Source organism: Sphingomonas sp. S-NIH.Pt3_0716, assembly GCF_003950715.1.
GTDB classification, from domain to species: Bacteria; Pseudomonadota; Alphaproteobacteria; order Sphingomonadales; family Sphingomonadaceae; genus Sphingobium; species Sphingobium yanoikuyae_A.
On sequence record NZ_QLJK01000025.1, the window covers coordinates 1 to 24,885 of the forward strand.

A 24,885-nucleotide genomic window follows, 5' to 3' on the forward strand; every position below is an offset into this window, starting at 1 on the left:
CCTATGCCTACAGCCACAGCAAGGTCGATGCGCCGGGCATGGCATTCGACGGCTTCGCGCCGGCGCAGGTGCCGCGCCATTTCGCCAGCGCGACGCTGGCCTGGGCGCCCAAGGCCGGGCCGGAGCTGTCGGCGACGCTGCGCTACACGGCCAAGCAATATGAGGATGATCTGCAGAGCGATGCGCTGCCCGATGCGCTGACGCTCGACGCCATCGCCCGGCTGCCGATCGGCCATGGCATCAGCCTGGTCGCGCGCGGCGAGAATCTGTTCGACGAGGATGTCGTCACCCGCAATGCCGGTGGATCGATCGATCTGGGTACGCCCAGGACGCTCTGGATCGGCGTCACCGTGCGCGGTTGAGCCGATTCCCGTCGCGCAGTTTCTTGCCCTCGCCTGGCTGCTGCTGGCGAACCTGATGGCCTTCATGCTGTTCGGGTTCGACAAGCGCCGGGCCGTGCGGGGGATGGCGCGAATCCGCGAGCGGACCTTGCTGCTCTGGGCGCTCGCAGGGGGGACGCTGGGTGCATTTGCCGCCCGCCACCTTTTTCGTCACAAGACGCGCAAACAGCCTTTCACCCGGTGGCTATGGCTGATCGCCGCGGCGCAGGGGCTGGTTCTCGCCGGATGGGCGATGATCTGATTTTTCATCTGTCGGGGGAGAAATGGTGCTGCCGGCGAGGATTGAACTCGCGACCTCAGCCTTACCAAGGATGCGCTCTACCACTGAGCTACGGCAGCACTCTATTTCGTCTCCGTCGCGCCGTGCGCTTCGGAGGTCGCGCCTATGGCCGCCCCATTGCCTCCTGTCAAGGCGGGTTGCGGCAGATAATGCATTTTGCTTATGCGCTTTGTCATGAGCGAGACCCAGGACGAAAAGAAAGCAAGGCTGGCGCAGGCGCTGCGCGACAATCTGCGGCGGCGCAAGGCCCAGAGCCGCGATGTGGCGCGGGAAGGGGCTGAGCCCACCCCCGCGCCGGAATCGTCCAAGGACTGATTCGGATTAGAGCGGCGCGCAGGCCGACTGGAGCCAGGCCAGCGCCTCGCCTTCGAGCTGCGGGCCGACCACGGCCAGCACCTGCGCATGATAGGCGTCGACCCAGGCGCGCTCGCCCGCATCCAGCAGATCGGTGGCGATGGCGTTGCGGTCGATCGGTGCGAAGGTCAGGGTCTCGAAACCCAGCATCGGCTTTTCGCCGCCGGCGATCGCCCGTTCCTCGACCAGCACCAGATTCTCGATCCGGATGCCATATTCGCCGGTCTTGTAATAGCCCGGCTCGTTCGAGAGGATCATGCCCGCCACCAGCGGCTCGTCGCCGCCGCCGAAGGTCGCGATCCGTTGCGGCCCTTCATGCACCGACAGGAAGCTGCCGACGCCATGGCCGGTGCCATGGGCATAATCCAGACCCTGCGCCCAGAGATATTGGCGCGCCAGCACGTCGAGCTGGCCACCGCGCGTGCCGACCGGGAAGACGGCGCGGGCCAAGGCGATATGGCCCTTCAACACCAGGGTGAAACGCTGCTTCATCTCTTCGCTAGGGCTGCCGATGGCGATGGTGCGGGTGACATCGGTGGTGCCGTCGCGATACTGGCCGCCCGAATCGACCAGGTAGAAGCTGCCGGTCTCGATCGGCCGATTGGTCTTTTCCTCGACGCGATAATGGACGACCGCGCCATTGGGACCGGCGCCACTGATCGTGTCGAAGGACAGATCCTCCAGCAGGCCGGTATCCTTGCGGAACGCTTCCAGCCGGTCCGAGGCGGAGAGTTCGGTCAGGCCGCCCTTGGGCGCTTCCACCGCGATCCAGTGCAGGAAGCGGCTCAGGGCCGCGCCGTCGCGCTCCTGCGCGGCCTTGTGGCCGGCAATCTCGGTGTCGTTCTTGATCGCCTTGGGCAGCACGGCGGGGTCGCGCAGGCTGAGTATCTGGGCGCCGCCGGCGTCGAGCGCCTCGAAGATGGCGGCGACCGCCCGCTCGGGATCGGCGACGACGGTCTTGCCCTTGAGGTCGGCCAGCGCATCGGCAAAGGCCGCGCGGTCATGGATGCGCACGGCGTTGCCCAAATGCTTGGCAACCGCCTCGTCCATCTTCTCCGGCGCGACATAGAGGTCGGCGGTCGCATCGGCATGGACGATGGCATAGGCGAGCGCGACCGGGGTGCGCTCGACATCCTTGCCGCGAATGTTGAAGGCCCAGGCAATCGAATCGAGCGCGGAGAGGACGGCGGCATCGGCCTTCTTCGACACCAGCCAGTCGGCGATGTCGGCGCGCTTCTCGGCCGCATTCTTGCCGGCATAGCGATCCTCATGGACCACCAGCTTGGCGTCGCTGGGCGCCGGGCGATCGGGCCAGACGGCATCGACGGGGTTGGTGTCGACTGCCACCAGCTCCGCGCCCTTCTGGGCCAGCGCTTCGGTGGCCTGCTTCACCCAGGCGCGGGTGTGCAGCCAGGAATCATAGCCGATGCGCGCGCCTTCGATCGCATGGTCTTTCAACCAGGCGGCGATCGAGGTCTGCGGCACGCTTTCATATTGCCAATGGGCGCCGTCCACCTGCTCGCGCACCTGCAGCGTATAGCGGCCGTCGACGAAGATCGCGGCCTCCTCCGGCAGGACCACGGCGCTGCCGGCCGAACCCTGGAAACCGGTCAGCCAAGCGAGCCGCTGGGCATAGGCGCCGACATATTCGCTCATATGCTCGTCGGTCAGGGGGACCACGAAACCATCGAGCTTCTGGCGTACCAGCTGGGCGCGCAGGGCCTTCAGGCGATCTTCATAACTGGACATCGAACTTCCCTTGGATCATTCCGGCCTCTTGCGTTGGCCATAATGCCGACAACATAGAGGGGCCGGCGCGCTTATTCCAGCGCAGCCCCCGTCTGGACCATGGATAGTTAATGACCGATCAAATGCAGCCGCCCCTGTCCCCGCCGATCGCCGAACGCCGCCCGCACAGTTTCGCGCATCATGGCATCACGGTGGACGATCCCTACGCATGGCTGCGCGACCCCGGCTATCCCGACGTCAAGGACAGGGATGTGCTGGCCTATCTGGAGGCGGAGAACACCTGGTTCGAGGGCGCGATGGCGCCGCACAAGCCGCTGCTCGACACGCTGTTCCACGAGATGAAGGGGCGCATCAAGGAAGATGACCAGTCGGTTCCGCAGAAGGATGGCGACTATATCTACTGGCGCGCCTTCGAGACCGGGGCGCAATATCGCAAATGGTATCGCAAGCCCGCAGCCGGCGGTGACGACCAGCTGATCCTGGACGAACCGGCGCTGGCGCAGGGCCATGACTATTTCCGGCTGGGTGCCATGTCGGTTAGCCCGGACGGCCGCTATCTGGCCTATGCCATCGACACCAATGGCTCCGAACGGTTCGAGGCGCGGATCAAGGATCTGTTTTCGGGTGAAATCCTGCCCGAAGTCATTCCCGACACATTGTCGTCGCTGGTGTGGACCAGCGATTCAAAGGGGCTGCTCTATGGCCTCGCCAATGAAAATTGGCGGACCGACAATGCGCGGCTGCACTGGCTGGGCCAGGATGTCGCGAGCGACGTCGAGCTGTTCCATGAGGAGGATGAGGGCTTTCGCGTCTCGATCGGCCTCACCTCCTCGGAAAAATGGATCGTCATCGCGACCGGCGACCATGTCACCAGCGAAGCCTGGCTGATCCCGGCCGACAATCCGACCGCGACGCCGCTGCTCGTCTCCGCGCGCAAGGCCGGCCGCGAATATGATGTCGATGAGCATGAGGGCACGCTCTACATCAAGACCAACGACACCCATCCCAATTTCCGGCTGGTGAAGGCATCGCTCGACGCGCCCGACCAGTGGAATGAAGTGATCGGCGCCGACGCCCATTTTTACCTGACCGATTTCACCCTGTTCAAGACCTTCTACGTTACAGAAGGGCGGCAGGACGGGCTCGACCAGATCGAGCTGCGCGATTATGCGACCCATGCGGCAAAGCGCATTCCGTTTCCGGAAGCCAGCTATTCGGCGAGCCTCGACGACAATCCCGAATATGAGGTGACGAAGCTGCGCATCGGCTATGAATCGATGGTCACGCCCGACACCATCTATGATTATCATCTGGCAACGGGTGAGTTGGAGATACTCAAGGTCCAGGAAATTCCCTCGGGCTATGACGCCAGCCGCTACGCCACCGAGCGGCTGATGATCCCGGCGCGCGACGGCACGCAGATTCCGGTGTCGATCGTCTATCCGGCCGACTTCCCCCGCGATGGCAGCGCGCCGCTGCACCTTTATGGCTATGGCGCCTATGGCCTGGCGATGGAGCCGGGCTTTTCGACCAGCCGCCTGTCGCTGCTGGATCGCGGCTTTGCCTTTGCCATCGCCCATATTCGCGGCGGCGACGATATGGGCCAGCAATGGTATCTGGACGGCAAGCTCGACAAGCGCACCAACACCTTCACCGATTTCGTCGATGTCGCGAAGGGGCTGATCGATCTTGGCTATTCGGCCAAGGGCAGGATCAGCATTTCGGGCGGATCGGCCGGCGGCGAACTGATGGGCGCGGTCATCAACTCCGATCCCGACCTGTGGGGCGCGGTGGTGGCGCATGTGCCGTTCGTCGATGTGCTCAACACCATGCTGGACGAAACGCTGCCACTGACGCCGGGCGAATGGCCCGAATGGGGCAATCCGATCGAGGATGAGGCCGCATTCCGCACCATCCAGTCCTATGACCCTTACACCCATGTCACCGCGCAGGATTATCCGCCGCTGATGGTGACTGCCGGGCTGAACGATCCGCGCGTCACCTATTGGGAGCCGGCCAAATGGGTGGCAAAGCTGCGCGCCACCAAGACCGACAAGAATATCCTGCTGCTCAAGACCAATATGGGCGCGGGCCATGGTGGCAAGTCGGGCCGGTTCGAGAGCCTGCACGAGACCGCCGAGGAATTTGCGTTCATCCTGTGGCAGCTGGGAGTGGAAGGCTGATGGCGTCGAGCTTCACCAAGCAGTTCACCGCACGGCCCGAGCATATCGATGTGCTGGGCCATGTGAACAATGCGGTGTGGGTGCAGTGGATGGAGCAATTGTCGGTCGAACATTGGATGACCGATGCCGATCCGGCCCATGTCGACGCCTATATCTGGGTCGTGACCCGGCATGAGGTTGATTATCGCGGTAACGTGACCGAGGGCGATGTCGTGTCGGGCCGCACCTGGATTCCGGAAGGACCGCGCGGCGCGCGGTTCGACCGGCTGATCGAGTTCACCGGGCCGGACGGCAAGGTGAAGGTGTCGGCCAAATCCACCTGGGCGATGATCGACAAGGAAAGCGGCCGATTGATGCGGGTGCCGGCCGAAGTCGCCGCCAACTTCATCGAGGGCTGAGCCGGCCCAGCTTCAGCGGGCGCTGACAGCCTGCGACAGGGCGCGGGCCGCCTGCACATAGGCCGGTCCGCCGCACACGGTCCAGGCCTGGGGCAGGCTGATGCGCGCTATGTCGCGCAGCACCGGATGGTGCAGCATTTCGGTGCCCTGGTCGGTGATGCGGTCGGTGGCGCTCTCGACGATCAGATAGTCGGGCCGGGCGGCGACCATCTCCTCCAGGCTGACCTGCGCGATCGCCGGCTTGCCAAGGTCGGCGGCCAGGTTGCGCAGCCCCGCCCGCGTCATCAGGTCGTCGACCAGCGTGCCCGTGCCGGTCATATAACCGCGCCGTTGATAATAGGCCGCCACCTTGGGCCGGGGTGCGCGGGGCAGGGCGGCAAGCTCCCGGTCCATCCGCGCGATCATCGCTTCGCCGCGGTCGGCATGGCCGATCGCCTGCGCCACCGTGCGGATCGACGCGACGATATCGGCATAGCTGTCCGCGCTCTTGAGATCGACGGCGGGATAATGCTGTGCCTTGAGGATCGCGATCGCCGGATTGCGCCGCGCCGGCATGCCGATCACCAGATCGGGATTGGTCGCCAATATCTGTTCGGCCGATCCGTCGAGGATGGGCAGGCCCTTCGTTACGGCCGCCACCGCCGACATCTGTCGATCGGCGGCATTATGGGTCAGGCCGGCAATCTGGTCGCGATCGGCCAGCGCGACCAGCAACTGGTCGGCGCACAGGTTGAGCGACACGATCCGTTGCGGACGTTTGCCTGCACTGGCAGGCTGGCGAGCGGTGGCCGCCCATAAGGTGGCGCCACCGACCAGAGCGATCATCAGGGCGATCATCCCCTTGCCGGGGCCGATGGGCGCAAATATCCGCATGGCCACCTCCCTTAGCCGGCGCGCTCCGCCAGGCAAGGAAGATTGACGCTCCAGTCGGGCTCGCCTATCGCCCGGACTGCGACAGGTTCCCCGGCAACGGGGATGAAAAGGGAATGGGGTTCAAGACCCCGGCTGCCCCTGCAACTGTGAGCGGCGAGCCTTTGTGCCACATGCCATTGGGACCGCAAGGTTCTGAGAAGGCGGCATGAATCAGCGATGACCCGTGAGCCAGGAGACCTGCCCGTCGCGGTCGTCCTTCGCGCGGACAGGGTGTGCCGAGCGGACGGGGGTGAACCCGCGTGGCGACAGGTGGACCGCACATTGCGGGGACCATGTCGCGCCCGGCCGGGCACCGATATCGTCCCTGGGATGCGGTCCCTCGTCCGGGGGCTTATGTGTTCAAATATCTGACTTTCTGTTCTTTCCTTCTCTCCACCACCGCTTTCGCCGAAGAGGCGCAGCAGGCGCCGCCGCCCGATGCCGCCGCCGATGTCGGGGCATCCTCGATCCTCGTCACCGCGACCCGCCTCGCCACGCCAGTGGATCAGGTGCCGGCCTCCGTCACCGTGCTCGACAAGGCGGCGATCGACCGGACGCAGGATCTGGGCGTCACCGAATTGCTGCTGCGCACGCCCGGCGTCAGCATCTCGCGCAATGGCGGCTATGGCACGGCGACGTCGCTGCGTATTCGGGGCGCGGAATCCGACCAGACCGTGGTCGTGATCGACGGCGTGAAGCTCAACGACCCGTCCTCGGCCGGCGGCGGCTATAATTTCGCCAATCTGCTGGTCGGCGATGCCTCGCGGATCGAAGTGCTGCGCGGCCCGCAGTCGACCCTGTGGGGCAGCCAGGCGATCGGCGGTGTCGTCAATGTCGTGACCGCCATGCCTGAAAAGGCGCTGGAGGGTAGCTTCGATATCGAGGCGGGGTCGCGTGACACGGTCAGCGCCCGTGCGGCGCTGGGCGGCAAGACCGGCCCGGTCAGTTGGAGGATCGGCGGCCAGAGCTTCACCACCGACGGCATTTCCGCGATCAGCCCGGCCTTTGGCGGCAAGGAGAAGGACGGCTACACCAATCGCAGCGTCACCGGCCGGGTCGAGGTCGCGCTGGCGGACGGGATCAGCGCGGACCTGCGCGGCTATTATTCCGACGGCCGGGTCGATTTCGACGCCACCAGCGCGGACAGCCCGGCCTATGGCACCAATCGCGAATTTGTCGGCTATGTCGGCCTTAACGTCGCGCTGCTCGACGGCCGGTTCCGCAACCGCTTCGGCTATGGCTATACCGACACCGATCGCGACAATTATGATCCGCGCAACCAGCGCAAGCAGACGTTCGACGCGGCGGGGCGCAACCAGCGGCTCGAATATCAGGGTAGCTTTGCCATTGCCGATGGCTGGACCGCGCTGTTCGGGGTGGAGAATGAGAATAGCCGCTTCCGCAGCGTGTCGCCTTCGGCGTCGCTTTCGGTGCCGATTCCCGACCCGGCCCGCGGCAAGGCGGAGATCACCAGCGTCTATGGCCAGCTCAATGCCCAGCCGATTACGGGCCTGACCCTGACCGGCGGGCTGCGCTACGACGATCATAACCGCTATGGCGGCCGGACCCTCTTTTCCGCCGGTGGCGTCTGGGCGCTGCCGACCGGGACGGTGCTGCGCGCCAGCTATGGTGAAGGGTTCAAGGCGCCGACCCTCTATCAGCTCTTTTCCGAATATGGGAATCAGGCGCTCGATCCCGAACGCGCCCATGGCTGGGAAGCGGGCGCGGAGCAGCGTTTCTTTGGCGAGAAACTGCGGCTGGGCGCGACCTGGTTCGATCGGACCACGACCGACCAGATCATCTATAACAGCTGTTCCTCCAGTTCGACCGATCCGCTCTGCTTCACGCCCGGCACCACCACCCGCCGCTATGGCTATTATCTCAATGTCGCGCGCGCCAAGGCGCATGGGATAGAGGCGCAGGCGGCGGTCGAGCCGGTCAAGGGGCTGACCATCGACGGCAATTATAGCTGGACCGTGGCGGAGGATCGTTCGGACGGCACCGCGAACGAAGGCAATTGGCTGCCGCGCCGGCCGCGCAACAGCGCCAATGGTTCGATCAGCTATGCCTGGCCGTTCGGCCTCACCACCGGCGCGGCGGTGCGCTGGTCCGGCCACAGCTATGATAATGCGGCCAACACGACGCGGCTGGACGATTATACGCTGGTAGACTTGCGCGCCGAATATGCGGTCACCCCGGCGTTGCGCCTGTTCGCCCGCGTCGAGAATCTCTTCGACGAGAATTATATGACGGCCTATCGCTATGGCACGCTCGGCCGCAGCATCTATGCCGGCTTCCGGGGGCGTTTCTGATGCTGCGCCCCGTCGAACCCGGCCCCGCCATCGTCGCCTGCAGCACCTGCCGCCATTCGGCCGAAGCACGGGAGGACGGGGAGGGCGTGCGCGGCGGGGCACGGCTGGCGCAGGCACTGCGCAGCGTGCAGGCCTCCGACCCGCGCTATGCCACCGTCGCGGTGCAGGACATGCCCTGCCTGTTCGCCTGCCAGGATCATTGCACCGTCCATCTGCGCGCACCGGGCAAGGTCGGCTATGTAATGGGGCGGTTCACCCCGGATGCCGATGCGGCGCGCGCGATCCTCGATTACGCCATTGCCTATGCCGCCAGCGAGCATGGCCGCGTCGCCTTTCGCGAATGGCCCGAAGGCGTGAAGGGCCATTTCATCACCCGTACCCCGCCGGAAGGATTTGTCGTCGAATGAGCTTCGCCTCGATCACCGATTTCGAAAATGCCCTGGCCAACCTGCCGCCGGCCGAGGAACTGGCGAGCGCGGCAGCACGCGCGCGGCAGGCCGAACTGACCAAGCCATTGGGGGCGCTCGGCCGGCTGGAGGATGTTGCGATCTTCATGGCGAGTTGGCAGGGGCGCGCGGTGCCGCGCCTGAAGCGGGCGCGTGCCGCGATCTTTGCCGGCAATCATGGCTTCACCGTCCATGGCGTCAGCGCCTATCCCCCCGCCGTGACCGCGCAGATGGTCGCCAATTTCGCCGCCGGCGGCGCGGCGATCAATGCGCTCGCCGGTGTCGCCGGGCTGGAACTGGCGGTGCGATCGATCGATCTGGACCGGCCAACGGCGGACTTCACCATTGCCCCCGCCATGACCGAGGAAGAGTGCCTGACCGCGCTGTCGATCGGCGCGGCGGCGGCCGAAGAGGATCTGGACCTGCTGGTCGTGGGCGAAATGGGGATCGGCAATTCGACCGCCGCCGCAGCCCTGAGCGCGCGCAGCTTTGGCGGCGCGGTGCGTGACTGGGTTGGTCCCGGCACGGGCGTCGATGGCGAGGGGATCGGGCGCAAGATCGCGACGATCGATCGGGCGCTCGCCTTCCATGCCGATGCGCCGGACAGCGCCTTCGAAACACTGCGCCGGCTGGGCGGACGCGAACTGGCGGCGATTGCCGGCGCAGTGCTGCGCGCCCGCCAACTGGGCGTGCCGGTGCTGCTCGACGGCTTCATCAGTTGCGCCGCGATCGCGCCGCTGGTGGCCCAGGTCCCGGCCTTTGCCGACCATTGCCTGGCTGGCCATTGCTCGGCCGAGCCTGGCCATGGCCTGCTGCTGGAGCGGATGGGCCTTGAACCGCTGCTGCGCCTCGACATGCGATTGGGCGAAGGCAGCGGCGCGGCGGTGGCGGCCAATATCGTCCGTGCGGCCGTAGCCGCGCATAGCGGCATGGCGACCTTTGCCGAAGCGGCGGTGTCGACCGCGACATGATGGGCATGCCGCTCCATCTGCTGCGGCATGGCGCACCCGAGACGCCCGGCCTGTTGCTGGGGCGGACCGACAGCGTGCCGACGCGCGCGGGCATCGACGCCTGTCTGGCGCAGACGGAGGGGCTGGAGATCGAGATGATCGTGACGTCCGACCTGCAGCGCGCCCGGCAGGCGGCAACCGCGATCGGCGAGCGCGCCGGCTTGCCGGTTTGGGTCGATCCGCGCTGGCGGGAACTGGATTTCGGCATCTGGGATGGCCTGGCCCCGGCCGATGTCGATCCCGAGGCGCTCGCCCGTTTCTGGCAGGATCCCGATGGCTTCGCGCCGCCGGGCAGCGAGGGATGGACGGCATTGCTGGGGCGGATCGCCGATGCGGTCGAGGATCTGCCGCGCGTGCCCACATTGGTGCTGACCCATGGCGGGGCGATGCGCGCGGCGCTGGCCCATTTGTGCGGGTTTAGCGTCCAGCAGAGCTGGAGCTTCGGCTTGCCCTATGCCGCCTTGCTGTCGCTGGAGCGCTGGACCGGGGAGCCGCCACTCGCCCGCATCACGGGCCTGCGCCCATGAAGGGGCTGGTCCTTGCCATCCAGTTTCTAACCCGCCTGCCGATGCCGAAGGTGACAGCGAACGAGACAGACTTCGCACGGTCCATTCGATGGTTTCCGGCGGTCGGCGCGATTGTCGGTCTATCTGTCATGTTCGCTGTCAATCTTGGCGTTCGCATCGATCCCTGGATCGGGGCGCTGGCCGGGCTGCTCTGCTGGGTCGGCGTGACCGGGGCGCTGCATCTCGACGGGCTGGGCGACATCGCTGATGCCTGCGGCGCGGTGCATAAAGGGCGGGACAGGCTGCTGGCGGTGCTGGCCGACCCGCATGTCGGCAGTTTCGGCGTGGTGGCGATCGGCCTGCAACTGATCGTCAAGCTGCTGCTGCTCCATGCGCTGGTCGAGCGGGGCATGATGTTGCCGCTGCTGCTCATTCCCTTTGCCGCGCGGATCGGGCCGCTGCTGTGGGCGCGGATGCTGCCGCCGCTGCATGCCGGGCTGGGCGCGCGCTTTGCCGATGCCGTCAAAACGATTCACATCGCCCTGTGGATAAGTCTGTTGATAATCGCCGCCTGGTGGCTGCCGGCCCTGCTCGCGGCGCCGCTGCTGATGCTGGTCTGGGGCCTGTGGCTGAAGCGCAGGCTGGGCGGCATTTCCGGCGATGGCCATGGCGCGGGTATCGAACTGGTTGAAAGCGGGCTGCTTTTCGTCGTCCTGATCGCGGGCGGCACGACATGACGACGCGCTGGACTTGGCATGGCGGCGGTGTCGCGGCGGCGAGCGCGCATTTCGGCGGCGCGCCCGCAAGCTGGCTCGACTTATCCACAGGCATCAATCCCCATGCCTGGCCCGGCGCTGCCGAGCAGGCGATCGACTGGCGCGCCTTGCCCGACGAGCAGGGACTGCGCGTGCTCGAACAGGCGGCGGCCGATCATTTCGGCGTCGCGGCCGATCATGTCTGCGCGTTGCCGGGGACGGAGATTGGCCTGCGCCTCGTTGGCAAATTGCTCGACGGTCCGGTCCGCCATGCCAGCCCGGCCTATCGCACCCATGGCGCGATGGTGCCCGGCGCCGCGCCGGTCGATCTCGACCATCTGGACCATGCGGATGGGCAGACGCTGATCCTCGCCAATCCCAATAATCCCGACGGGCGCATCCATGGCGTGGCCGCTCTGCGCGCCCTGCTCGACCGGCGCGGGCCGGACGGCTGGCTGGTGGTGGATGAGGCCTTTGCCGATGGCCATCCGGATATCAGCCTGGCGCCCTTCGTGGCCGACGATCGTCGCCTCATGCTGTTGCGATCCTTCGGCAAGTTTTTCGGTCTGGCCGGCCTGCGGCTCGGCTTTCTGGTGGCGCCGCGTGCAATCATTGCGCGGGTGCGGGACAGGCTGGGTGCCTGGCCCGTATCGGCCGCCGCCATTGCCATCGGCACGGCCGCCTATCGCGAGACCGCTTGGATAGAAGCGATGCGCGATCAGCTCCAGCGGGAGGCGCAGGCGCTCGACGCGCTGCTGTTGCGCTGCGGCTATCAGTCGATCGGCCAAAGCCCGCTCTTCCGCCTGATCGAAACGTCCCATGCCATGGCCCTGTTCGAGCGGCTGGCCGGGCAGGCGATCCTGACCCGGCCGTTCGAGGCCCAGCCGCGCTGGTTGCGCATCGGCCTACCGGCCGACGCGATGGGCCTGGCCCGACTGGAACGGGCGCTGCGCCATGGCTGATCCGGTTGCGTTGCTGGCGCTCGCGCTCGACGCAGTGGTCGGCTGGCCGGCGGCACTCTATCGCCGGGTCGGCCATCCGGTCGGCGGCTTTGCGCGGCTTATCGACCATTGTGCTGCGCGCTGGAATGATCCGAGGCGTAGCCATCGTGCCCGGCAAATGGGCGGAATGGCAACCGTGCTGGTCCTGCTGTTGGTGGCGGGCGGTGGCGGATGGCTGGTCCAATATCTGCTCCGTCTCTGGTTGCCGCAGCTGTGGAGCTGGCTGCTGATCGGCCTGTTGGCCTATCCGGCGCTGGCGCTGCGCAGCCTCTATAGCCATGTCCGCGCAGTCCATCACGCGCTGGCGGCCGATGATCTGCCGGCGGCGCGGGAGGCGGTCGGCATGATCGTCGGTCGCGATACGCAATCGCTCGATGAAAGCGGCGTGACCCGCGCCGCGATCGAGAGTTTGGCGGAAAGCTTCTGCGATGGCGTGGTCGCGCCCTTCTTCTGGCTGCTGTTGCTGGGCCTGCCGGGTGTCTGGGCCTATAAGGCGGTGAACACGGCTGACAGCATGATCGGCCATCGCGAAGCCCCCTGGGGGCCGTTCGGCTGGGCGGCGGCGCGCACCGACGATCTGATGAACCTGATCCCGGCGCGGCTCGCCGGTTGCCTGCTCTGTCTGGCCGGGGGGGGCGGCTGGCGGGTGATGTGGCGCGACGCGCGCAATCATGCCTCGCCCAATGCCGGCTGGCCCGAAGCGGCGATGGCGGGCGCGCTCGACCTGCGGCTGGCCGGGCCGATCCGCTATGATGGCGTACGCCATGACAAGCCGTGGATCGGCAGCGGGCGGATCGAGGCCGATCCGCTCGACCTGCGCTGGGCGCTGGCCATCTATGTTCAGGCCTGCCTGCTGCTCTGGCTGGTGGCCGGGCTGCAGGCACTGTTTGCGGGAGACATGATATGACAAGCAGCCTGCTGGTGCTGGGCGGTGCGCGATCGGGCAAGAGCCGCCATGCCCAGGCAGCGGCTGAAGCGCTGCCCGGCGCGCACGTCTTCATCGCCACGGCCCAGATTTGGGACGCGGAAATGGCCGACCGGATCGCCCGGCACCGGGCCGATCGCGGGCCGGAATGGGAAACAGTGGAGGCGCCGATCGACCTGCCCGGCGCGATCGCGGCGGCGCGGGGCAAGGCCGTGCTGGTCGACTGCCTGACCTTGTGGGCCAGCAACCTGCTGCTGGCGGATCGGGATGGGGAGGCGGCGGCCGACGCGCTCTGTGCCGCGATCCTGGCCCATGACGGGGCGATCATCCTAGTCGCCAATGAAGTGGGGCTGGGTATCGTGCCCGACAATGCGCTGGCGCGGCGCTTTCGCGATCTGGCCGGCACCTTGAACCAGCGGATCGCGGCGGTGGTGGATCGGGTCGTTTTCGTTGCGGCCGGCCTGCCGCTCGCGCTCAAGGGGTGAAGGGGCGGCGGACCGCCCCTTCGCTCGATTAGTCGCGCAGCAGTTCGTTGATGCCGGTCTTCGACCGGGTCTGGGCGTCGACGCGCTTGACGATCACGGCGCAATAGAGGCTGGGGCCGGGCGTGCCGTCGGGCAGCGGCTTGCCGGGCAGCGAGCCGGGGACGACGACCGAGTAGGGCGGCACTTCACCCATGAAGACTTCGCCGGTGGCGCGATCGATGATCTTGGTCGACTGGCCGATGAACACGCCCATCGACAGCACAGACCCCTTGCCGATGCGCACGCCCTCGACCACTTCCGAACGGGCGCCGATGAAGCAGTCATCCTCGATGATGACCGGGTCGGCCTGCAGCGGTTCGAGCACGCCGCCAATGCCCACGCCGCCCGACAGATGGACATTCTTGCCGATCTGGGCGCAGCTGCCGACCGTCACCCAGGTGTCGACCATCGTGCCTTCATCGACGAAGGCGCCGATGTTGACGAAGCTGGGCATCAGGATGACATTCTTGGCGATGTGCGATCCAGCGCGGGCGAAGCTGCCCGGCACGGCGCGGAAACCGGCGGCGCGGAAGGCGGCCTCGTCCCAGCCGGCGAACTTGCTGGGCACCTTGTCCCACCAGTGGCCGGCGCCCGGACCATTGTCGATCATGACATTGTCGTTGAGGCGGAAGGAGAGCAGTACAGCCTTCTTCGCCCACTGGTTGACCTGCCAGCCGGCTTCGGTCGGTTCGGCGACGCGCAGCTCGCCCTTGTCGAGCAGGGCCAGCGCCTTGTCGACTGCCTGGCGGACTTCGCCCTGGGTCGACAGGTTGATGTTGGCCCGGTCCTCCCAGGCGGCGTCGATGATCGCGATCAGGTCTTGGCTCATGGTCTTTCCCCAAAAATATCCGCCAGGAACGGCGTCAGATGGTCGGTTTCAAAATCGATGAAATCGGGATGATGGTCGTGATTGCCGGCTTCCGACCCGTTATTGACCCAGATGGTGGTCATGCCGATCGCCTTGGCGGGCTTGAGGTTGCGGGCCATGTCCTCGAAAAAGGCGGCGCGGGTCGGGTCTACGGCGTGGACGCTGCACAGTTCCGCATAGCCCGACGGATCGGGCTTGGGCACATAACGGCAGGCATGGATGTCGTGGATCAGCTCGAACGCGCCGGCGAGGCCCAGTCGATCGAGCACGCGGCCCGCATAGGTGGCATCGCCATTGGTGAAGATCAGCCGGCGGCCAGGCAGGGCGGCGATATGGGCGTTGAGGGCAGTGTCGACCGCCAGCCGCTCCATCGATATGTCATGGACATAGTCGAGAAATGCGCGCGGCTCGATGCCATGATGGTGCATCAGCCCCGACAGGGTCGTGCCATGCTCCATGAAATAGCGTTTCTGGACGATCCGCGCCTCGGCCGGGTCGCAGCCCAGCAGGCCCTGGATATATTCGCCCATCTTCACGTCGATCAGGGCGAACAGGTCCGCCTTCGCCGGATAGAGCGTATTGTCCAGATCGAAGATCCAGGTGTCGACATGGGCCAGGTCCGCGCGCATGGCCGCGCCCTAATCCCCGCCGGGGATTAGGGCAAGGGCGCAAAGGCCCCATGGATGGGCCGCATCAGCCGCAGCCGGGCGCTTCGCTGTCGTGATAGAAGTCCTGCACTGCGGCCCAGGCATCCTCGGCCGTTTCGACCCAGGTCAGCAGGTTGAGGTCATTGTGCGAAATCACACCTTCATCGGCCAGCGCCTCGAAATCCACGACCTTGTTCCAGAAATCCTTGCCGAACAGCAGGATCGGGATCGGCTTCATCTTGCCGGTTTGGATCAGGGTCAGCAGCTCGAACATCTCGTCGAACGTGCCGAAGCCGCCGGGGAAGACGGCGAGCGCGCGGGCGCGCAGCAGGAAATGCATCTTGCGCAGCGCGAAATAGTGGAACTGGAAGCTCAGCTCCGGTGTGACGAACAGGTTGGGCGCCTGTTCATGCGGCAGGACGATGTTCATGCCGATCGTGGTCTGGCCGACATCGACCGCGCCGCGATTGGCCGCTTCCATGATCGAGGGACCACCGCCCGAGCAGACGACGAAGTGGCGGCAACCGGCGGCGTTCACCGGATATTGCGCCGCGATCCGCGCCAGCTTGCGCGCTTCCTCATAATAGCGGGCCTTCTTGCCCAGATTTTCGGCAATCTTCTTCTGTTCGGGCGTGGTGGCGGCGTCGATCCGCGCCTGGACCTGATCGGGTTCGGGAATGCGGGCGGAGCCGTAGAAGACGAAGGTGGATTCGATCCGCGCCTCGTCCATCAGCAACTGGGGTTTCAGCAATTCGAGCTGGAAGCGCACCGGGCGCAGATCCTCGCGCAGCAGGAACTCATTGTCCTGGAAGGCGAGCTTGTAGGCGGCGCTGCTGGTCTGGGGGGTTTCGATCGCCTTCCTGGCGTCGTCCGCTTCCTGGCGTGCGGGGCGGAATTTGCGTTCTTCAATTTCTTTCTTGGTCATTCCCAACAAGCTAGGCGCGGCAGGTGACAATGCCAAGACCGTTAGCGGGAAAATCCGCCAAGTTGGCTATTTCGGCTTAGCGGCAAAAGCCGCCGCGGCCACCCATGTCGAAATGGAAATGGTCATGATGGGCGGCGTTATAGTCGGGCGACAGCACCGTGTTGAACCGCTTGCAGGCGCTGGCATGGACCACTTCCAGGAACTGGCGGGTGCGCTTGTCACCATTCCAGTCCTTCTCGACGCTGATCCGGCGTCCATCGCTCAGGACGAAGGCGGATACGTCGATCGCATTGCTGTGGGCATGTTCGCTGAGCTTGCCGCTGCCCGCGATCGGCCGGCAATTATAGGTGCCGAACGTCTCGATCTTTTCGATCTCCGCGCCCAGGATCAGCCGGGCGGCAGGCTGCACGGCATAGCGCGACCAGGCGGCGAAATTGGCGGCAAGGTTGCAGGTCATGGCGCCAAGGCCCGAGGTCGGCACGCCGATGTCGAGCAGTTTGACGCTGCCGATCGCACTGCATCCGCCGCCGAAATTCTGATCGGGCAGGGGGGTGAAGGCGACCGACTGGGATTGCAGCTTGGCGAAACATTGCCGGGTTTCGAGTGGCGGCGGCGCGGGCGGGGTGGCCGGGCGCGCGCTCTTCACCGGCTTGGATGCACGCGCGACTCGACCTTTGGGCACCAGGTCGCCGCTGCAGGCGGCCAGCATGCTCGCCATCGTCGCGGCCAGGGCCGCGCTGCGCCATACCGAATTTTTCGTCGCCCGCTCTACCATCAATCCCGCATTTACCACGGCTTTCCGGGCTGATGGGTTAACGGCGCTGTCATTTCGTCGCATTTTGCTGCGGCTTGACTCTTTTTCCGAAATCTTTAGGGCGGCCGACGGGCCACGCGGTCCCAACGCCGCGCGTGCTCTCTGTAAGGAGACGCATTACATGACTGATCTGACTGCCGTTGACGCCACCATTGCGCCTGCCGCAAAGCCCGCAACCCGTCCGGCTCGCCCCTTTTTCTCTTCCGGTCCCTGCGCCAAGCCTCCGGGCTGGGATGCCGCCAAGCTGGCCACCGAGTCGCTCGGCCGTTCGCACCGCGCCAAGATCGGCAAGACCCGCCTTGCCTACAGCATCGACCTGATGCGCGAGCTGCTGAACCTGCCCGACACCCACCGCATCGGCATCGTGCCGGGTAGCGACACCGGCGCCTTCGAAATGGCGATGTGGACCATGCTGGGCGCCCGCCCGGTGACGACGCTGGCCTGGGAAAGCTTCGGCGAAGGCTGGGTGACGGACGCTGCCAAGCAGCTGAAGCTCGATCCGACCGTGATCCGCGCCGACTATGGCCAGTTGCCCGACCTTTCCACCGTCGACTTCTCGAACGACGTGCTGTTCACTTGGAATGGCACCACCTCGGGCGTGCGCGTGCCGAACGCCGACTGGATCCCGGCCGACCGCGAGGGCCTGACCTTCGCCGACGCCACCAGCGCGGTCTTCGCCTATGAGATTGACTGGACCAAGATCGACGTCGCCACCTTCTCCTGGCAGAAGGTGCTGGGCGGCGAGGGCGGCCATGGCGTGCTGATCCTGGGCCCCCGCGCGGTCGAGCGTCTGGAAAACCACACCCCCGCCTGGCCGCTGCCCAAGGTGTTCCGCCTGATGGCCAAGGGCAAGCTCGCCGAAGGCGTGTTCAAGGGCGAAACCATCAACACCCCGTCGATGCTGGCCGTCGAGGACGCGATCTTCGCGCTGGAATGGGGCAAGTCGCTGGGCGGCCTCAATGGCCTGATCGCGCGCAGCAACGCCAATGCGGCGGCGCTGGGCAAGATCGTCGCCGAACGCGACTGGCTCGGTCATCTCGCCGTCGATGAAGCCTCGCGCTCGACCACCAGCGTCTGCCTGACCGTCGAGGGCGCCGACGAAGCCTTCATCAAGGCCTTCGCCGGCCTGCTCGAGAAGGAAGGCGCCGCCTATGACGTGGCGGGCTATCGCGACGCCCCGGCCGGCCTGCGCATCTGGTGCGGCGCCACGGTCGAGACCGCCGATATCGAGGCGCTCGGTCCTTGGCTCGACTGGGCATATGCTGAGATCAAGGCTGCCGCTTAATCACATCATGGCGTCACCCCGGCCCTGAGCCGGGGGGCCGCTTCTTCATGTCCACTCCCGCAGATGAGCGGGACCCCGGATCAAGTCCGGGGTGACGATGAACGACAAGGATATTCCCATGCCCAAGGTTCTTATTTCCGACAAGATGGACCCCCGCGCCGCCGCGATCTTCCGCGAGCGTGGTGTCGAGGTTGACGTCATCACCGGGCAGACCCCGGAAGAACTGGCCGCGATGATCGGCGCTTATGATGGCCTGGCCATCCGCAGCTCGACCAAGGTCACCAAGGCGATTCTCGACGCCGCGACCAACCTCAAGGTCATCGGCCGCGCCGGCATCGGCGTCGACAATGTCGATATCCCGGCTGCATCGGCCCAGGGCGTGATCGTGATGAACACGCCGTTCGGCAACTCGATCACCACCGCCGAACATGCCATCGCGCTGATGTTCGCGCTGGCCCGCCAGATCCCCGAAGCCAATGCCCAGACGCAGCAAGGCCTGTGGCCCAAGAACGGCTTCATGGGCGTGGAAGTGACCGGCAAGACGCTGGGCCTGATCGGCGCCGGCAATATCGGGTCGATCGTCGCCAGCCGCGCGCTCGGCCTCAAGATGAAGGTCGTCGCCTTCGATCCGTTCCTGACGCCCGAGCGCGCCGTGGAAATGGGCGTGGAAAAGGCCGATCTCGACACGCTGCTGGCGAAGGCCGACTTCATCACGCTGCACACGCCGCTGACCGACCAGACCCGCAACATCCTGTCGAAGGAAAATCTGGCCAAGACCAAGAAGGGCGTGCGCATCGTCAACTGTGCCCGTGGCGGCCTGATCGACGAAGCGGCGCTGAAGGAGGCGCTGGATTCGGGCCATGTCGCCGGCGCCGCGCTCGACGTGTTCCAGACCGAACCGGCCAAGGAATCGCCGCTGTTCGGCACGCCCAACTTCATCTGCACCCCGCATCTGGGCGCATCGACGGACGAAGCGCAGGTCAATGTCGCGCTGCAGGTGGCCGAACAGCTCAGCGACTATCTGCTCGACGGCGGCATCACCAATGCGCTGAACGTGCCGAGCCTGTCGGCCGAGGAAGCGCCCAAGCTCAAGCCCTATATGGCGCTGGCGGAAAAGCTGGGCAGCCTGATCGGCCAGCTGGAAGGCGATGCCATCACCGGCGTCGCGGTCGAGGTCGAGGGCCATGCCGCCGAGCTGAACCAGAAGCCGATCACCGCCGCGGTGCTGGCCGGCCTGATGCGCGTCTATTCGGACACGGTGAACATGGTCAACGCGCCCTTCCTGGCGAAGGAGCGTGGCCTGGACGTGCGTGAAGTGCGCCATGACCGCGAGGGCGACTATCAGACGCTGGTGCGCGTCACCGTTTCGACCGAAGCGGGCGACAAGTCGGTTGCCGGCACGCTGTTCGGCCACGCCCAGCCGCGCCTGGTCGAACTGTTCGGCATCAAGGTCGAAGCCGATCTCGACGGCCACATGCTCTACATCGTCAACCAGGACGCGCCGGGCTTCATCGGCCGCCTGGGCTCGAAGCTGGGCGAGTCGGACGTCAATATCGGCACCTTCCATCTGGGTCGTCGCAATCAGGGCGGCGAAGCCGTGCTGCTGCTGTCGGTCGACGGCACCGTCACCGAACCGCTGCGCTGGGCGATCTGCAACCTCGCCGGCGTGAAGCAGGTGAAGCTGCTGCGCTTCGCCTAAGCTGACCTAAATATCTGCCGTTCGGTTCGAGCAGCCCTTCGACTGCCTGCAAGGCAGGCGCTCAGGACAGGCTTCGAGCTTGTCGAGAAGCGTCGTCGAGAACAGTTCTCGACAAGCTCGAACCGAACGGGGGTAGGGGATGGCCTAACCCCAAAATTCCGCTAAAGGGCCTGTCCCATGACCATGATCCCGCCCGGCCTTCTTCCTGAAGGACTTTCCGATCGCCTGCCGCCGCAGGCCGAAGCTTCCGCGCGCCTGGCGCGCCGCGTGCTCGATACGGTCGCGACCCATGGCTATGAGCGGGTCATGCCGCCGCTGGCGGAGTTCGAGGACACACTGACCCAGCGGCTCAAGTCGATGCGCGCGCAGGATCTGGTCCGCGCCGTCGACCCGGTGTCGCAGCGCACTTTGGCCTTCCGCCCCGACATGACCGCGCAGGTCGGTCGCATCGCCGCCACCCGCCTGCGCAGCGCGCCGCGTCCGTTGCGCCTGTCCTATGCCGGGCCGGTGATCCGCCAGAAGGCGAGCCAGTTGCGCCCCGAGCGCGAGAAGATGCAGCTGGGCGCCGAGCTGATCGGCAGCGACAGCGCCGCCGCTGCGGTCGAGATCGTCAACATCGCGATCGAGGCGCTCACCGCCGCCGGCGTCACCGGCATCACCATCGATTTCACCTTGCCCGACCTGATCGACGCGCTGGCCGCCGGTCCGTTGCCGCTGGGGGCGGAGGAACTGGAAGCCGTGCGCGCCGAACTGGACGCCAAGGATGCCGGCGCGCTGGTGGCGATCAGCCCGGCCGCCGCCGCCTATCTGCCGCTGATCGAGGCGACCGGCCCCTTCCACGCCGCGATGGAACGGCTGGAGGCGTTCAGCGCCAGCCTGGGTGGCGCCATCGACAGCCGCATCGCGGGCCTGCGCGCGATCGCCAAGCCGATCGGCTGGGACATCACCCTGACCCTCGACCCGACCGAACGGCACGGTTTCGAATTCCAGAACTGGTTCGGCTTCTCCATCTTTGCCGAGGGCTTCATCGGCGAGATCGGCCGTGGCGGCAGCTATGCCATTGCCCGTGCCGGCGAAACGGACGAGCCCGCCATGGGCTTTTCGCTCTATCCCGATCCGCTGATCGACGCGGGCTTTGGCGACGAACGGCCCAAGCGCCTGTTCCTGCCGGTCGGCCATGATGTCGTGCGCGCGGCCGCGCTGCGGGCCGAAGGCTGGCACACGGTTGCGGCCCTGGCTGACGGCGAAGATGGCACTGCCCAGCGCTGTTCGCACTGGCTGGATGGCGGCGAGCCCCGCGCCTACTGACCGAACAGTCGACGCAGCCAGGCGTCCACGATGCCGGTGCCGGCATAGTCGGCGTCGCCCATCTCGCGGTTGATCTGCATATGGCCGCGCAGCCCGCGTCCGGGGAGCGCATGAATCTCCACGGGTGTGCCCGCCTTGCGCAGCGCGGCGGCGAGCGCATTGGACTGGGCGGTGCCGTCGACCCGATCGACATGGAGCAGCAGGAAATCGGGAACGTTGGGCTTTGCCGCCTGCAAGGTGGGCGATAGCGCCTTCTGCCGCGCCGGATCGATGCCGAACGCCTGTTCATAGGTCTTCGCCATGAAGCGGCCGCCCTGCGCCATCTGTCTCGGCACGTCATAGGCCGCGCCATCCAGCGCGATGATGCCGCGCACCGCATCGGGCTTCAGGCCGACCTTGGCGAAATAGCGCATGTCGGTGCCGACCAGCGCGACCAGATGCGCGCCGGCGCTGTGGCCCATCAGGATGATGCGGTTGGGGTCGATGCCCAGCGTCGCCGCCCGGCTGCGCAGATGGGCGACCGCATCGGCGACATCCTGCGCTTGGCTCTCGACCGTCGCATCGGGCACCAGCCGGTAATTGATCGAGGCAAAGGCATAGCCAAGGCCGGTATAATGGGGCGCCTTGGCCGCGCCGGTGGCATTGTCCTTGCTGCCGCGCTTCCAGCCGCCGCCATGGACGAAGATAACCAGCGGTGCCTTCGTGCCCTTGCCCGGCCAGAAGTCGATCGCCTGCAATGGATCATGGCCATAGGTCATGGCCTGCGGCGCGGCGGCGGCCGTCTGGGCCTGGGCGGCCATCGGCGTGCCCGCGAGCAGGGAGAGAATCAGGATGGGAATCAGCCGTCTGCGCATATGGATCGTCCTTCGCTGCCCCCTGCGCCGCCATGATCGCGAGGGCGCATCCTGCCGTAAAGTCGGCACCTGGTATCAAAGTGTAATGTGCCTCCAACCTTGACGCATCGGCCATGCCCGGCTAACGCGCGCCCCGCACAGGGCGTACCCCGCCCATCCTATTCCACCGGCATGCCGAGTCCCGTCGAAGGGCATGGCCGGTCCGCGCGGCGGGCGGAGGAGTGTATCCATGGCAAATGTTACCGTGATCGGCGCCCAATGGGGTGACGAAGGCAAGGGCAAGATCGTCGACTGGCTGTCGGAGCGCGCGGATGTCGTCGCCCGTTTCCAGGGCGGCCATAACGCCGGCCACACGCTGGTCGTCGGCGAGAGGGTCTACAAGCTCTCGCTGCTGCCGTCGGGCATCGTGCGTGGCACGCTGTCGGTGATCGGCAATGGCGTGGTGCTGGACCCGTGGCACTTCCGTGACGAGGTCGCGAAGCTGAAGGGCCAGGGCGTCGAGATCACGCCGGAAAATTTGCAGATCGCCGAGACCTGCCCGCTGATCCTGCCCTTCCACCGTGACCTGGACGGTCTGCGCGAAGACGCATCGGGCGCCGGCAAGATCGGCACCACCCGTCGCGGCATCGGCCCGGCCTATGAGGACAAGGTCGGCCGTCGCGCCATCCGCGTCTGCGACCTCGCCCATCTCGACGATCTCGACCTGCAGATCGATCGTCTGACCGCCCATCATGATGCGCTGCGCGCCGGCTTTGGCGAGGCGCCGATCGACCGTGCCCAGCTGATGGCCGACCTGACCGAAATCGCCGCCTTCATCCTCCCCTTCGTGAAGCCCGTCTGGCTGACGCTCAACAAGGCGAAGTCGGAAGGCAAGCGCATCCTGTTCGAAGGCGCGCAGGGCACTTTGCTCGACATCGACCATGGCACCTATCCCTTCGTCACCTCGTCCAACACGGTGGCGGGTACGGCGGCGAGCGGCACCGGTCTTGGTCCCAATGGCGCCGGCTTCGTGCTGGGCATCGTCAAGGCCTATACCACCCGCGTCGGTTCGGGCCCGTTCCCGACCGAGCAGGAAAATGACGTCGGCCAGCGCCTGGGCGAGCGGGGCCATGAATTCGGCACCGTCACCGGCCGCAAGCGCCGCTGTGGCTGGTTCGACGCTGTGCTGGTGCGCCAGTCGGTCGCGGTTTCGGGCGTGACCGGCATTGCGCTGACCAAGCTGGACGTGCTCGACGGGTTTGAGGAACTGAAGATCTGCGTCGGCTACAAGATTGGCGACCAGAGCTTCGACTATCTGCCCGCCCATGCGCAGGACCAGGCCAAGGCCGAGCCGATCTATGAAAGCATTGCCGGCTGGAGCGAAACCACCGCGGGCGCGCGCAGCTGGGCGGACCTCCCGGCACAGGCGATCAAATATATCCGCCGTATCGAGGAACTGATCGGCTGCCCGGTCACGCTCGTGTCGACCAGCCCGGAACGCGACGACACCATCCTCGTCCGCGATCCCTTCGCGGATTAAGGGGCATGGCCGGCGAACGTTTCGAGCGGCACAAGCAGCCCTGGACCCAGGATGAGGTCCAGAAGCTGCACACGCTCGCCAAGAAGGGCATGGCGCTGAAGGCGATCGCCAAGGCGCTGACCCGCAGCGAGGAATCGGTGAAGACCCGCGCCAAGCAGGACGGTCTATCGATCGCCAAACTGCGCTGAGAGATGAGAAGGCCGGGCGGAAACGTCCGGCCTTTCCTCATTCCGGGGCGTGGCGCTCGACCGGCTGGATGGCCCCGTCCTTGGCATAGGTCAGTGGGGCGATGGTGATCGAGCGCCGGTGATCGCCACCGCCGGGCAACAGCTTGTCATGATAGAAGAGCCAGCTCTTGCCGCCTCGCTCGACGATCGCCTGATGATTGGTCGAGATCGGCAGATAGTCGAGGATCACCCCGCCATAGGCGAAGGGGCCGAGCGGCGAGGCGGCGGTGCCATAGATGATCTGGCCGGGCCAGCCGGTCGAGAAGCTGAAATAATAGCGGCCCATATGGGCGTGGAGATAGGGCGCCTCGCCATATGTCTTCTTGGGGTCGCTGGCCGGCAGTCCGGTGACGACGACATCCATGATCGGGCCGTCCACATGGATCATGTCGGGTTTCAACCGCACCACCTTGGGCACGCGGGTGCCGAAATAGAGATAGGCCTGTCCGTCCTTGTCGATGAAGACGGCGGGGTCGATCGGCTCGGCGCCGGCATTGGCGTCGCGCGCCTTGTCGATCAACGCGTCGCCGCGCGCATCGCGATAGGGGCCCTGGGGCTGGTCGGCCACCGCAACGCCGATCCGGTCGCCGCCGATCGGCGCATAGAAATAATAGCGTCCGTTGCGCCGGGCGACTTCAGGGGCCCAGCCTTTGGCATCGGGGCGTGCCCATTGGAAGGTGGTGACGTCGAGGAAGGCGCCGTCATCCTGCCAGCTTTTCATGTCGGCCGAACTGTAGAGGCGCCAGCTGGTGCTGTCCCAGTAGCGGCCGGAATTGGACGCGTCGTCGGTGGCATAGAGATACCAGCGATCGTCGAACCAATGCGGCGACGGATCACCGGCAAAGCGCGGGCTGATCGGCTTGCCCGGTTCGACCTCGCCATTGGCCATCAGCAGGCCCATGCAGGCCAGCAGCGCCATCCTCTTCATCCGCATCCTCCCTGATCGATATCTGATATGATGATGGCGTTCCGCCATGTGAAAT

The 24,885-nt window shown here is 66.1% G+C and carries 25 protein-coding genes, 1 tRNA gene, 1 pseudogene and 1 riboswitch; of the genes and pseudogenes, 18 read left to right on the forward strand and 9 right to left on the reverse strand.

The window, feature by feature from the left end; all coding sequences use genetic code 11:
* Both BRX37_RS18850 and BRX37_RS18855 read left to right on the forward strand, forming a co-directional pair.
* A pseudogene (locus tag BRX37_RS18850) lies at positions 1 to 362 on the forward strand (TonB-dependent receptor); the annotation flags it as partial.
* 55 nt (positions 363 to 417) lie between these two features.
* Positions 418 to 642, forward strand: a complete 225-nt coding sequence (locus tag BRX37_RS18855; RefSeq protein ID WP_125988689.1) for a DUF1294 domain-containing protein — start codon at positions 418 to 420, stop codon at positions 640 to 642.
* Positions 643 to 665: 23 nt separating this feature from the next.
* On the opposite strand, the gene BRX37_RS18860 is transcribed toward BRX37_RS18855, so the two are convergent.
* Positions 666 to 740: transfer RNA gene (locus BRX37_RS18860), tRNA-Thr, on the reverse strand.
* A gap of 115 nt (positions 741 to 855) precedes the next feature.
* On the opposite strand from BRX37_RS18860, the gene BRX37_RS26815 reads away from it, so the two are divergent.
* A complete protein-coding gene (locus BRX37_RS26815; protein WP_164522487.1) occupies positions 856 to 996 on the forward strand; it encodes a hypothetical protein in 141 nt (46 codons plus the stop codon).
* 6 nt (positions 997 to 1,002) lie between these two features.
* Here the strand turns inward: BRX37_RS26815 and BRX37_RS18865 are convergent, their stop codons facing one another.
* Positions 1,003 to 2,784 carry an aminopeptidase P family protein gene (locus tag BRX37_RS18865; RefSeq protein ID WP_125988691.1) on the reverse strand — a complete coding sequence of 594 codons (1,782 nt, stop codon included), beginning with the start codon at positions 2,782 to 2,784 and terminating at the stop codon, positions 1,003 to 1,005.
* 110 nt (positions 2,785 to 2,894) lie between these two features.
* Here BRX37_RS18865 and BRX37_RS18870 point away from each other — a divergent pair, with 110 nt between their 5' ends.
* Both BRX37_RS18870 and BRX37_RS18875 read left to right on the forward strand, forming a co-directional pair.
* Positions 2,895 to 4,967 carry a S9 family peptidase gene (locus BRX37_RS18870; protein WP_125988693.1) on the forward strand — a complete coding sequence of 691 codons (2,073 nt, stop codon included), beginning with the start codon at positions 2,895 to 2,897 and terminating at the stop codon, positions 4,965 to 4,967.
* Positions 4,967 to 5,365 carry an acyl-CoA thioesterase gene (locus BRX37_RS18875; protein WP_004209723.1) on the forward strand — a complete coding sequence of 133 codons (399 nt, stop codon included), beginning with the start codon at positions 4,967 to 4,969 and terminating at the stop codon, positions 5,363 to 5,365. Before BRX37_RS18870 ends, BRX37_RS18875 begins: the two co-directional genes overlap by 1 nt.
* A gap of 12 nt (positions 5,366 to 5,377) precedes the next feature.
* On the opposite strand, the gene BRX37_RS18880 is transcribed toward BRX37_RS18875, so the two are convergent.
* Positions 5,378 to 6,238 (reverse strand): ABC transporter substrate-binding protein, encoded by an 861-nt coding sequence (locus BRX37_RS18880; RefSeq protein ID WP_125988695.1) that lies wholly within the window; start codon positions 6,236 to 6,238, stop codon positions 5,378 to 5,380.
* 66 nt (positions 6,239 to 6,304) lie between these two features.
* A riboswitch (cobalamin riboswitch) is annotated at positions 6,305 to 6,497 on the forward strand.
* A gap of 136 nt (positions 6,498 to 6,633) precedes the next feature.
* Between BRX37_RS18880 and BRX37_RS18885 the strand changes: the two genes are divergently transcribed.
* From BRX37_RS18885 to cobU, 8 genes are read left to right on the forward strand one after another with little or no spacing between them, the layout of a single operon-like run.
* Positions 6,634 to 8,589 carry a TonB-dependent receptor plug domain-containing protein gene (locus BRX37_RS18885; protein WP_125988697.1) on the forward strand — a complete coding sequence of 652 codons (1,956 nt, stop codon included), beginning with the start codon at positions 6,634 to 6,636 and terminating at the stop codon, positions 8,587 to 8,589.
* Complete coding sequence (locus BRX37_RS18890) at positions 8,589 to 8,996, forward strand: DUF1636 domain-containing protein (RefSeq protein ID WP_125988699.1); 408 nt, start codon at positions 8,589 to 8,591, stop codon at positions 8,994 to 8,996. The genes BRX37_RS18885 and BRX37_RS18890 overlap by 1 nt, the downstream gene beginning before the upstream one ends.
* Positions 8,993 to 10,006: a nicotinate-nucleotide--dimethylbenzimidazole phosphoribosyltransferase gene (cobT, locus tag BRX37_RS18895; protein ID WP_125988700.1), complete on the forward strand. Its 1,014-nt coding sequence runs from the start codon at positions 8,993 to 8,995 to the stop codon at positions 10,004 to 10,006. Before BRX37_RS18890 ends, cobT begins: the two co-directional genes overlap by 4 nt.
* Positions 10,003 to 10,572 (forward strand): histidine phosphatase family protein, encoded by a 570-nt coding sequence (locus BRX37_RS18900; protein WP_029547980.1) that lies wholly within the window; start codon positions 10,003 to 10,005, stop codon positions 10,570 to 10,572. Before cobT ends, BRX37_RS18900 begins: the two co-directional genes overlap by 4 nt.
* Positions 10,569 to 11,288, forward strand: coding sequence for an adenosylcobinamide-GDP ribazoletransferase (locus BRX37_RS18905; protein ID WP_125988702.1), 720 nt, complete (start codon positions 10,569 to 10,571; stop codon positions 11,286 to 11,288). The genes BRX37_RS18900 and BRX37_RS18905 overlap by 4 nt, the downstream gene beginning before the upstream one ends.
* Complete coding sequence (locus tag BRX37_RS18910) at positions 11,285 to 12,268, forward strand: threonine-phosphate decarboxylase (protein WP_125988704.1); 984 nt, start codon at positions 11,285 to 11,287, stop codon at positions 12,266 to 12,268. The genes BRX37_RS18905 and BRX37_RS18910 overlap by 4 nt, the downstream gene beginning before the upstream one ends.
* A complete protein-coding gene (gene cbiB / locus BRX37_RS18915; RefSeq protein ID WP_125988706.1) occupies positions 12,261 to 13,214 on the forward strand; it encodes an adenosylcobinamide-phosphate synthase CbiB in 954 nt (317 codons plus the stop codon). The genes BRX37_RS18910 and cbiB overlap by 8 nt, the downstream gene beginning before the upstream one ends.
* Positions 13,211 to 13,717 carry a bifunctional adenosylcobinamide kinase/adenosylcobinamide-phosphate guanylyltransferase gene (gene cobU / locus BRX37_RS18920; protein WP_125988708.1) on the forward strand — a complete coding sequence of 169 codons (507 nt, stop codon included), beginning with the start codon at positions 13,211 to 13,213 and terminating at the stop codon, positions 13,715 to 13,717. Before cbiB ends, cobU begins: the two co-directional genes overlap by 4 nt.
* Positions 13,718 to 13,745: 28 nt before the next feature.
* On the opposite strand, the gene dapD is transcribed toward cobU, so the two are convergent.
* From dapD to BRX37_RS18940, 4 genes are all read right to left on the reverse strand, one after another.
* Complete coding sequence (dapD, locus tag BRX37_RS18925) at positions 13,746 to 14,585, reverse strand: 2,3,4,5-tetrahydropyridine-2,6-dicarboxylate N-succinyltransferase (RefSeq protein WP_010335569.1); 840 nt, start codon at positions 14,583 to 14,585, stop codon at positions 13,746 to 13,748.
* On the reverse strand, positions 14,582 to 15,253 hold the full coding sequence (locus BRX37_RS18930) for a pyrimidine 5'-nucleotidase (protein WP_125988710.1): 672 nt from the start codon (positions 15,251 to 15,253) through the stop codon (positions 14,582 to 14,584). Before BRX37_RS18930 ends, dapD begins: the two co-directional genes overlap by 4 nt.
* 64 nt (positions 15,254 to 15,317) lie before the next feature.
* Positions 15,318 to 16,196, reverse strand: a complete 879-nt coding sequence (locus tag BRX37_RS18935; RefSeq protein ID WP_004209740.1) for an LOG family protein — start codon at positions 16,194 to 16,196, stop codon at positions 15,318 to 15,320.
* Positions 16,197 to 16,272: 76 nt separating this feature from the next.
* The gene (locus BRX37_RS18940; RefSeq protein ID WP_048936180.1) at positions 16,273 to 16,971 is read right to left on the reverse strand and encodes an extensin family protein; all 699 of its coding nucleotides are present in this window, start codon (positions 16,969 to 16,971) and stop codon (positions 16,273 to 16,275) included.
* Positions 16,972 to 17,131: 160 nt separating this feature from the next.
* Here BRX37_RS18940 and BRX37_RS18945 point away from each other — a divergent pair, with 160 nt between their 5' ends.
* The 3 genes from BRX37_RS18945 to BRX37_RS18955 all read left to right on the forward strand — a co-directional run bounded on the left by BRX37_RS18945 (position 17,132) and on the right by BRX37_RS18955 (position 21,302).
* Positions 17,132 to 18,295, forward strand: coding sequence for a phosphoserine transaminase (locus tag BRX37_RS18945; RefSeq protein ID WP_125988712.1), 1,164 nt, complete (start codon positions 17,132 to 17,134; stop codon positions 18,293 to 18,295).
* 118 nt (positions 18,296 to 18,413) lie between these two features.
* On the forward strand, positions 18,414 to 19,994 hold the full coding sequence (gene serA, locus BRX37_RS18950) for a phosphoglycerate dehydrogenase (protein WP_026109465.1): 1,581 nt from the start codon (positions 18,414 to 18,416) through the stop codon (positions 19,992 to 19,994).
* Positions 19,995 to 20,171: 177 nt separating this feature from the next.
* Complete coding sequence (locus BRX37_RS18955; protein ID WP_125988714.1) at positions 20,172 to 21,302, forward strand: ATP phosphoribosyltransferase regulatory subunit; 1,131 nt, start codon at positions 20,172 to 20,174, stop codon at positions 21,300 to 21,302.
* On the opposite strand, the gene BRX37_RS18960 is transcribed toward BRX37_RS18955, so the two are convergent.
* Entirely contained in the window at positions 21,296 to 22,156 is an 861-nt protein-coding gene (locus tag BRX37_RS18960; RefSeq protein WP_125988716.1) for an alpha/beta hydrolase, read from the reverse strand. The genes BRX37_RS18955 and BRX37_RS18960 overlap by 7 nt on opposite strands.
* Before the next feature lie 229 nt (positions 22,157 to 22,385).
* Here BRX37_RS18960 and BRX37_RS18965 point away from each other — a divergent pair, with 229 nt between their 5' ends.
* On the forward strand, positions 22,386 to 23,675 hold the full coding sequence (locus tag BRX37_RS18965; RefSeq protein WP_125988718.1) for an adenylosuccinate synthase: 1,290 nt from the start codon (positions 22,386 to 22,388) through the stop codon (positions 23,673 to 23,675).
* Positions 23,676 to 23,680: 5 nt separating this feature from the next.
* Positions 23,681 to 23,863, forward strand: a complete 183-nt coding sequence (locus tag BRX37_RS18970) for a hypothetical protein (protein WP_004209747.1) — start codon at positions 23,681 to 23,683, stop codon at positions 23,861 to 23,863.
* Between the two features lie 37 nt (positions 23,864 to 23,900).
* Here BRX37_RS18970 and BRX37_RS18975 read toward each other — a convergent pair whose 3' ends face one another.
* A complete protein-coding gene (locus tag BRX37_RS18975; RefSeq protein WP_125988720.1) occupies positions 23,901 to 24,830 on the reverse strand; it encodes a family 43 glycosylhydrolase in 930 nt (309 codons plus the stop codon).
* Between the last annotated feature and the right edge of the window lie 55 nt (positions 24,831 to 24,885).

Excerpts from the sequence above, each read along its gene's own strand:
- BRX37_RS18855 (WP_125988689.1), top strand. The coding sequence starts at position 418 with ATGGCCTTCATGCTGTTCGGGTTCGACAAGCGCCGGGCCGTGCGGGGG.
- BRX37_RS26815 (WP_164522487.1), top strand. The coding sequence starts at position 856 with ATGAGCGAGACCCAGGACGAAAAGAAAGCAAGGCTGGCGCAGGCGCTG.
- BRX37_RS18865 (WP_125988691.1), bottom strand. The coding sequence starts at position 2,784 with ATGTCCAGTTATGAAGATCGCCTGAAGGCCCTGCGCGCCCAGCTGGTA.
- BRX37_RS18870 (WP_125988693.1), top strand. The coding sequence starts at position 2,895 with ATGACCGATCAAATGCAGCCGCCCCTGTCCCCGCCGATCGCCGAACGC.
- BRX37_RS18875 (WP_004209723.1), top strand. The coding sequence starts at position 4,967 with ATGGCGTCGAGCTTCACCAAGCAGTTCACCGCACGGCCCGAGCATATC.
- BRX37_RS18880 (WP_125988695.1), bottom strand. The coding sequence starts at position 6,238 with ATGCGGATATTTGCGCCCATCGGCCCCGGCAAGGGGATGATCGCCCTG.
- BRX37_RS18890 (WP_125988699.1), top strand. The coding sequence starts at position 8,589 with ATGCTGCGCCCCGTCGAACCCGGCCCCGCCATCGTCGCCTGCAGCACC.
- cobT (WP_125988700.1), top strand. The coding sequence starts at position 8,993 with ATGAGCTTCGCCTCGATCACCGATTTCGAAAATGCCCTGGCCAACCTG.
- BRX37_RS18900 (WP_029547980.1), top strand. The coding sequence starts at position 10,003 with ATGATGGGCATGCCGCTCCATCTGCTGCGGCATGGCGCACCCGAGACG.
- BRX37_RS18905 (WP_125988702.1), top strand. The coding sequence starts at position 10,569 with ATGAAGGGGCTGGTCCTTGCCATCCAGTTTCTAACCCGCCTGCCGATG.
- BRX37_RS18910 (WP_125988704.1), top strand. The coding sequence starts at position 11,285 with ATGACGACGCGCTGGACTTGGCATGGCGGCGGTGTCGCGGCGGCGAGC.
- cbiB (WP_125988706.1), top strand. The coding sequence starts at position 12,261 with ATGGCTGATCCGGTTGCGTTGCTGGCGCTCGCGCTCGACGCAGTGGTC.
- cobU (WP_125988708.1), top strand. The coding sequence starts at position 13,211 with ATGACAAGCAGCCTGCTGGTGCTGGGCGGTGCGCGATCGGGCAAGAGC.
- dapD (WP_010335569.1), bottom strand. The coding sequence starts at position 14,585 with ATGAGCCAAGACCTGATCGCGATCATCGACGCCGCCTGGGAGGACCGG.
- BRX37_RS18930 (WP_125988710.1), bottom strand. The coding sequence starts at position 15,253 with ATGCGCGCGGACCTGGCCCATGTCGACACCTGGATCTTCGATCTGGAC.
- BRX37_RS18935 (WP_004209740.1), bottom strand. The coding sequence starts at position 16,196 with ATGACCAAGAAAGAAATTGAAGAACGCAAATTCCGCCCCGCACGCCAG.
- BRX37_RS18940 (WP_048936180.1), bottom strand. The coding sequence starts at position 16,971 with ATGGTAGAGCGGGCGACGAAAAATTCGGTATGGCGCAGCGCGGCCCTG.
- BRX37_RS18945 (WP_125988712.1), top strand. The coding sequence starts at position 17,132 with ATGACTGATCTGACTGCCGTTGACGCCACCATTGCGCCTGCCGCAAAG.
- serA (WP_026109465.1), top strand. The coding sequence starts at position 18,414 with ATGCCCAAGGTTCTTATTTCCGACAAGATGGACCCCCGCGCCGCCGCG.
- BRX37_RS18955 (WP_125988714.1), top strand. The coding sequence starts at position 20,172 with ATGACCATGATCCCGCCCGGCCTTCTTCCTGAAGGACTTTCCGATCGC.
- BRX37_RS18960 (WP_125988716.1), bottom strand. The coding sequence starts at position 22,156 with ATGCGCAGACGGCTGATTCCCATCCTGATTCTCTCCCTGCTCGCGGGC.
- BRX37_RS18965 (WP_125988718.1), top strand. The coding sequence starts at position 22,386 with ATGGCAAATGTTACCGTGATCGGCGCCCAATGGGGTGACGAAGGCAAG.
- BRX37_RS18970 (WP_004209747.1), top strand. The coding sequence starts at position 23,681 with ATGGCCGGCGAACGTTTCGAGCGGCACAAGCAGCCCTGGACCCAGGAT.
- BRX37_RS18975 (WP_125988720.1), bottom strand. The coding sequence starts at position 24,830 with ATGAAGAGGATGGCGCTGCTGGCCTGCATGGGCCTGCTGATGGCCAAT.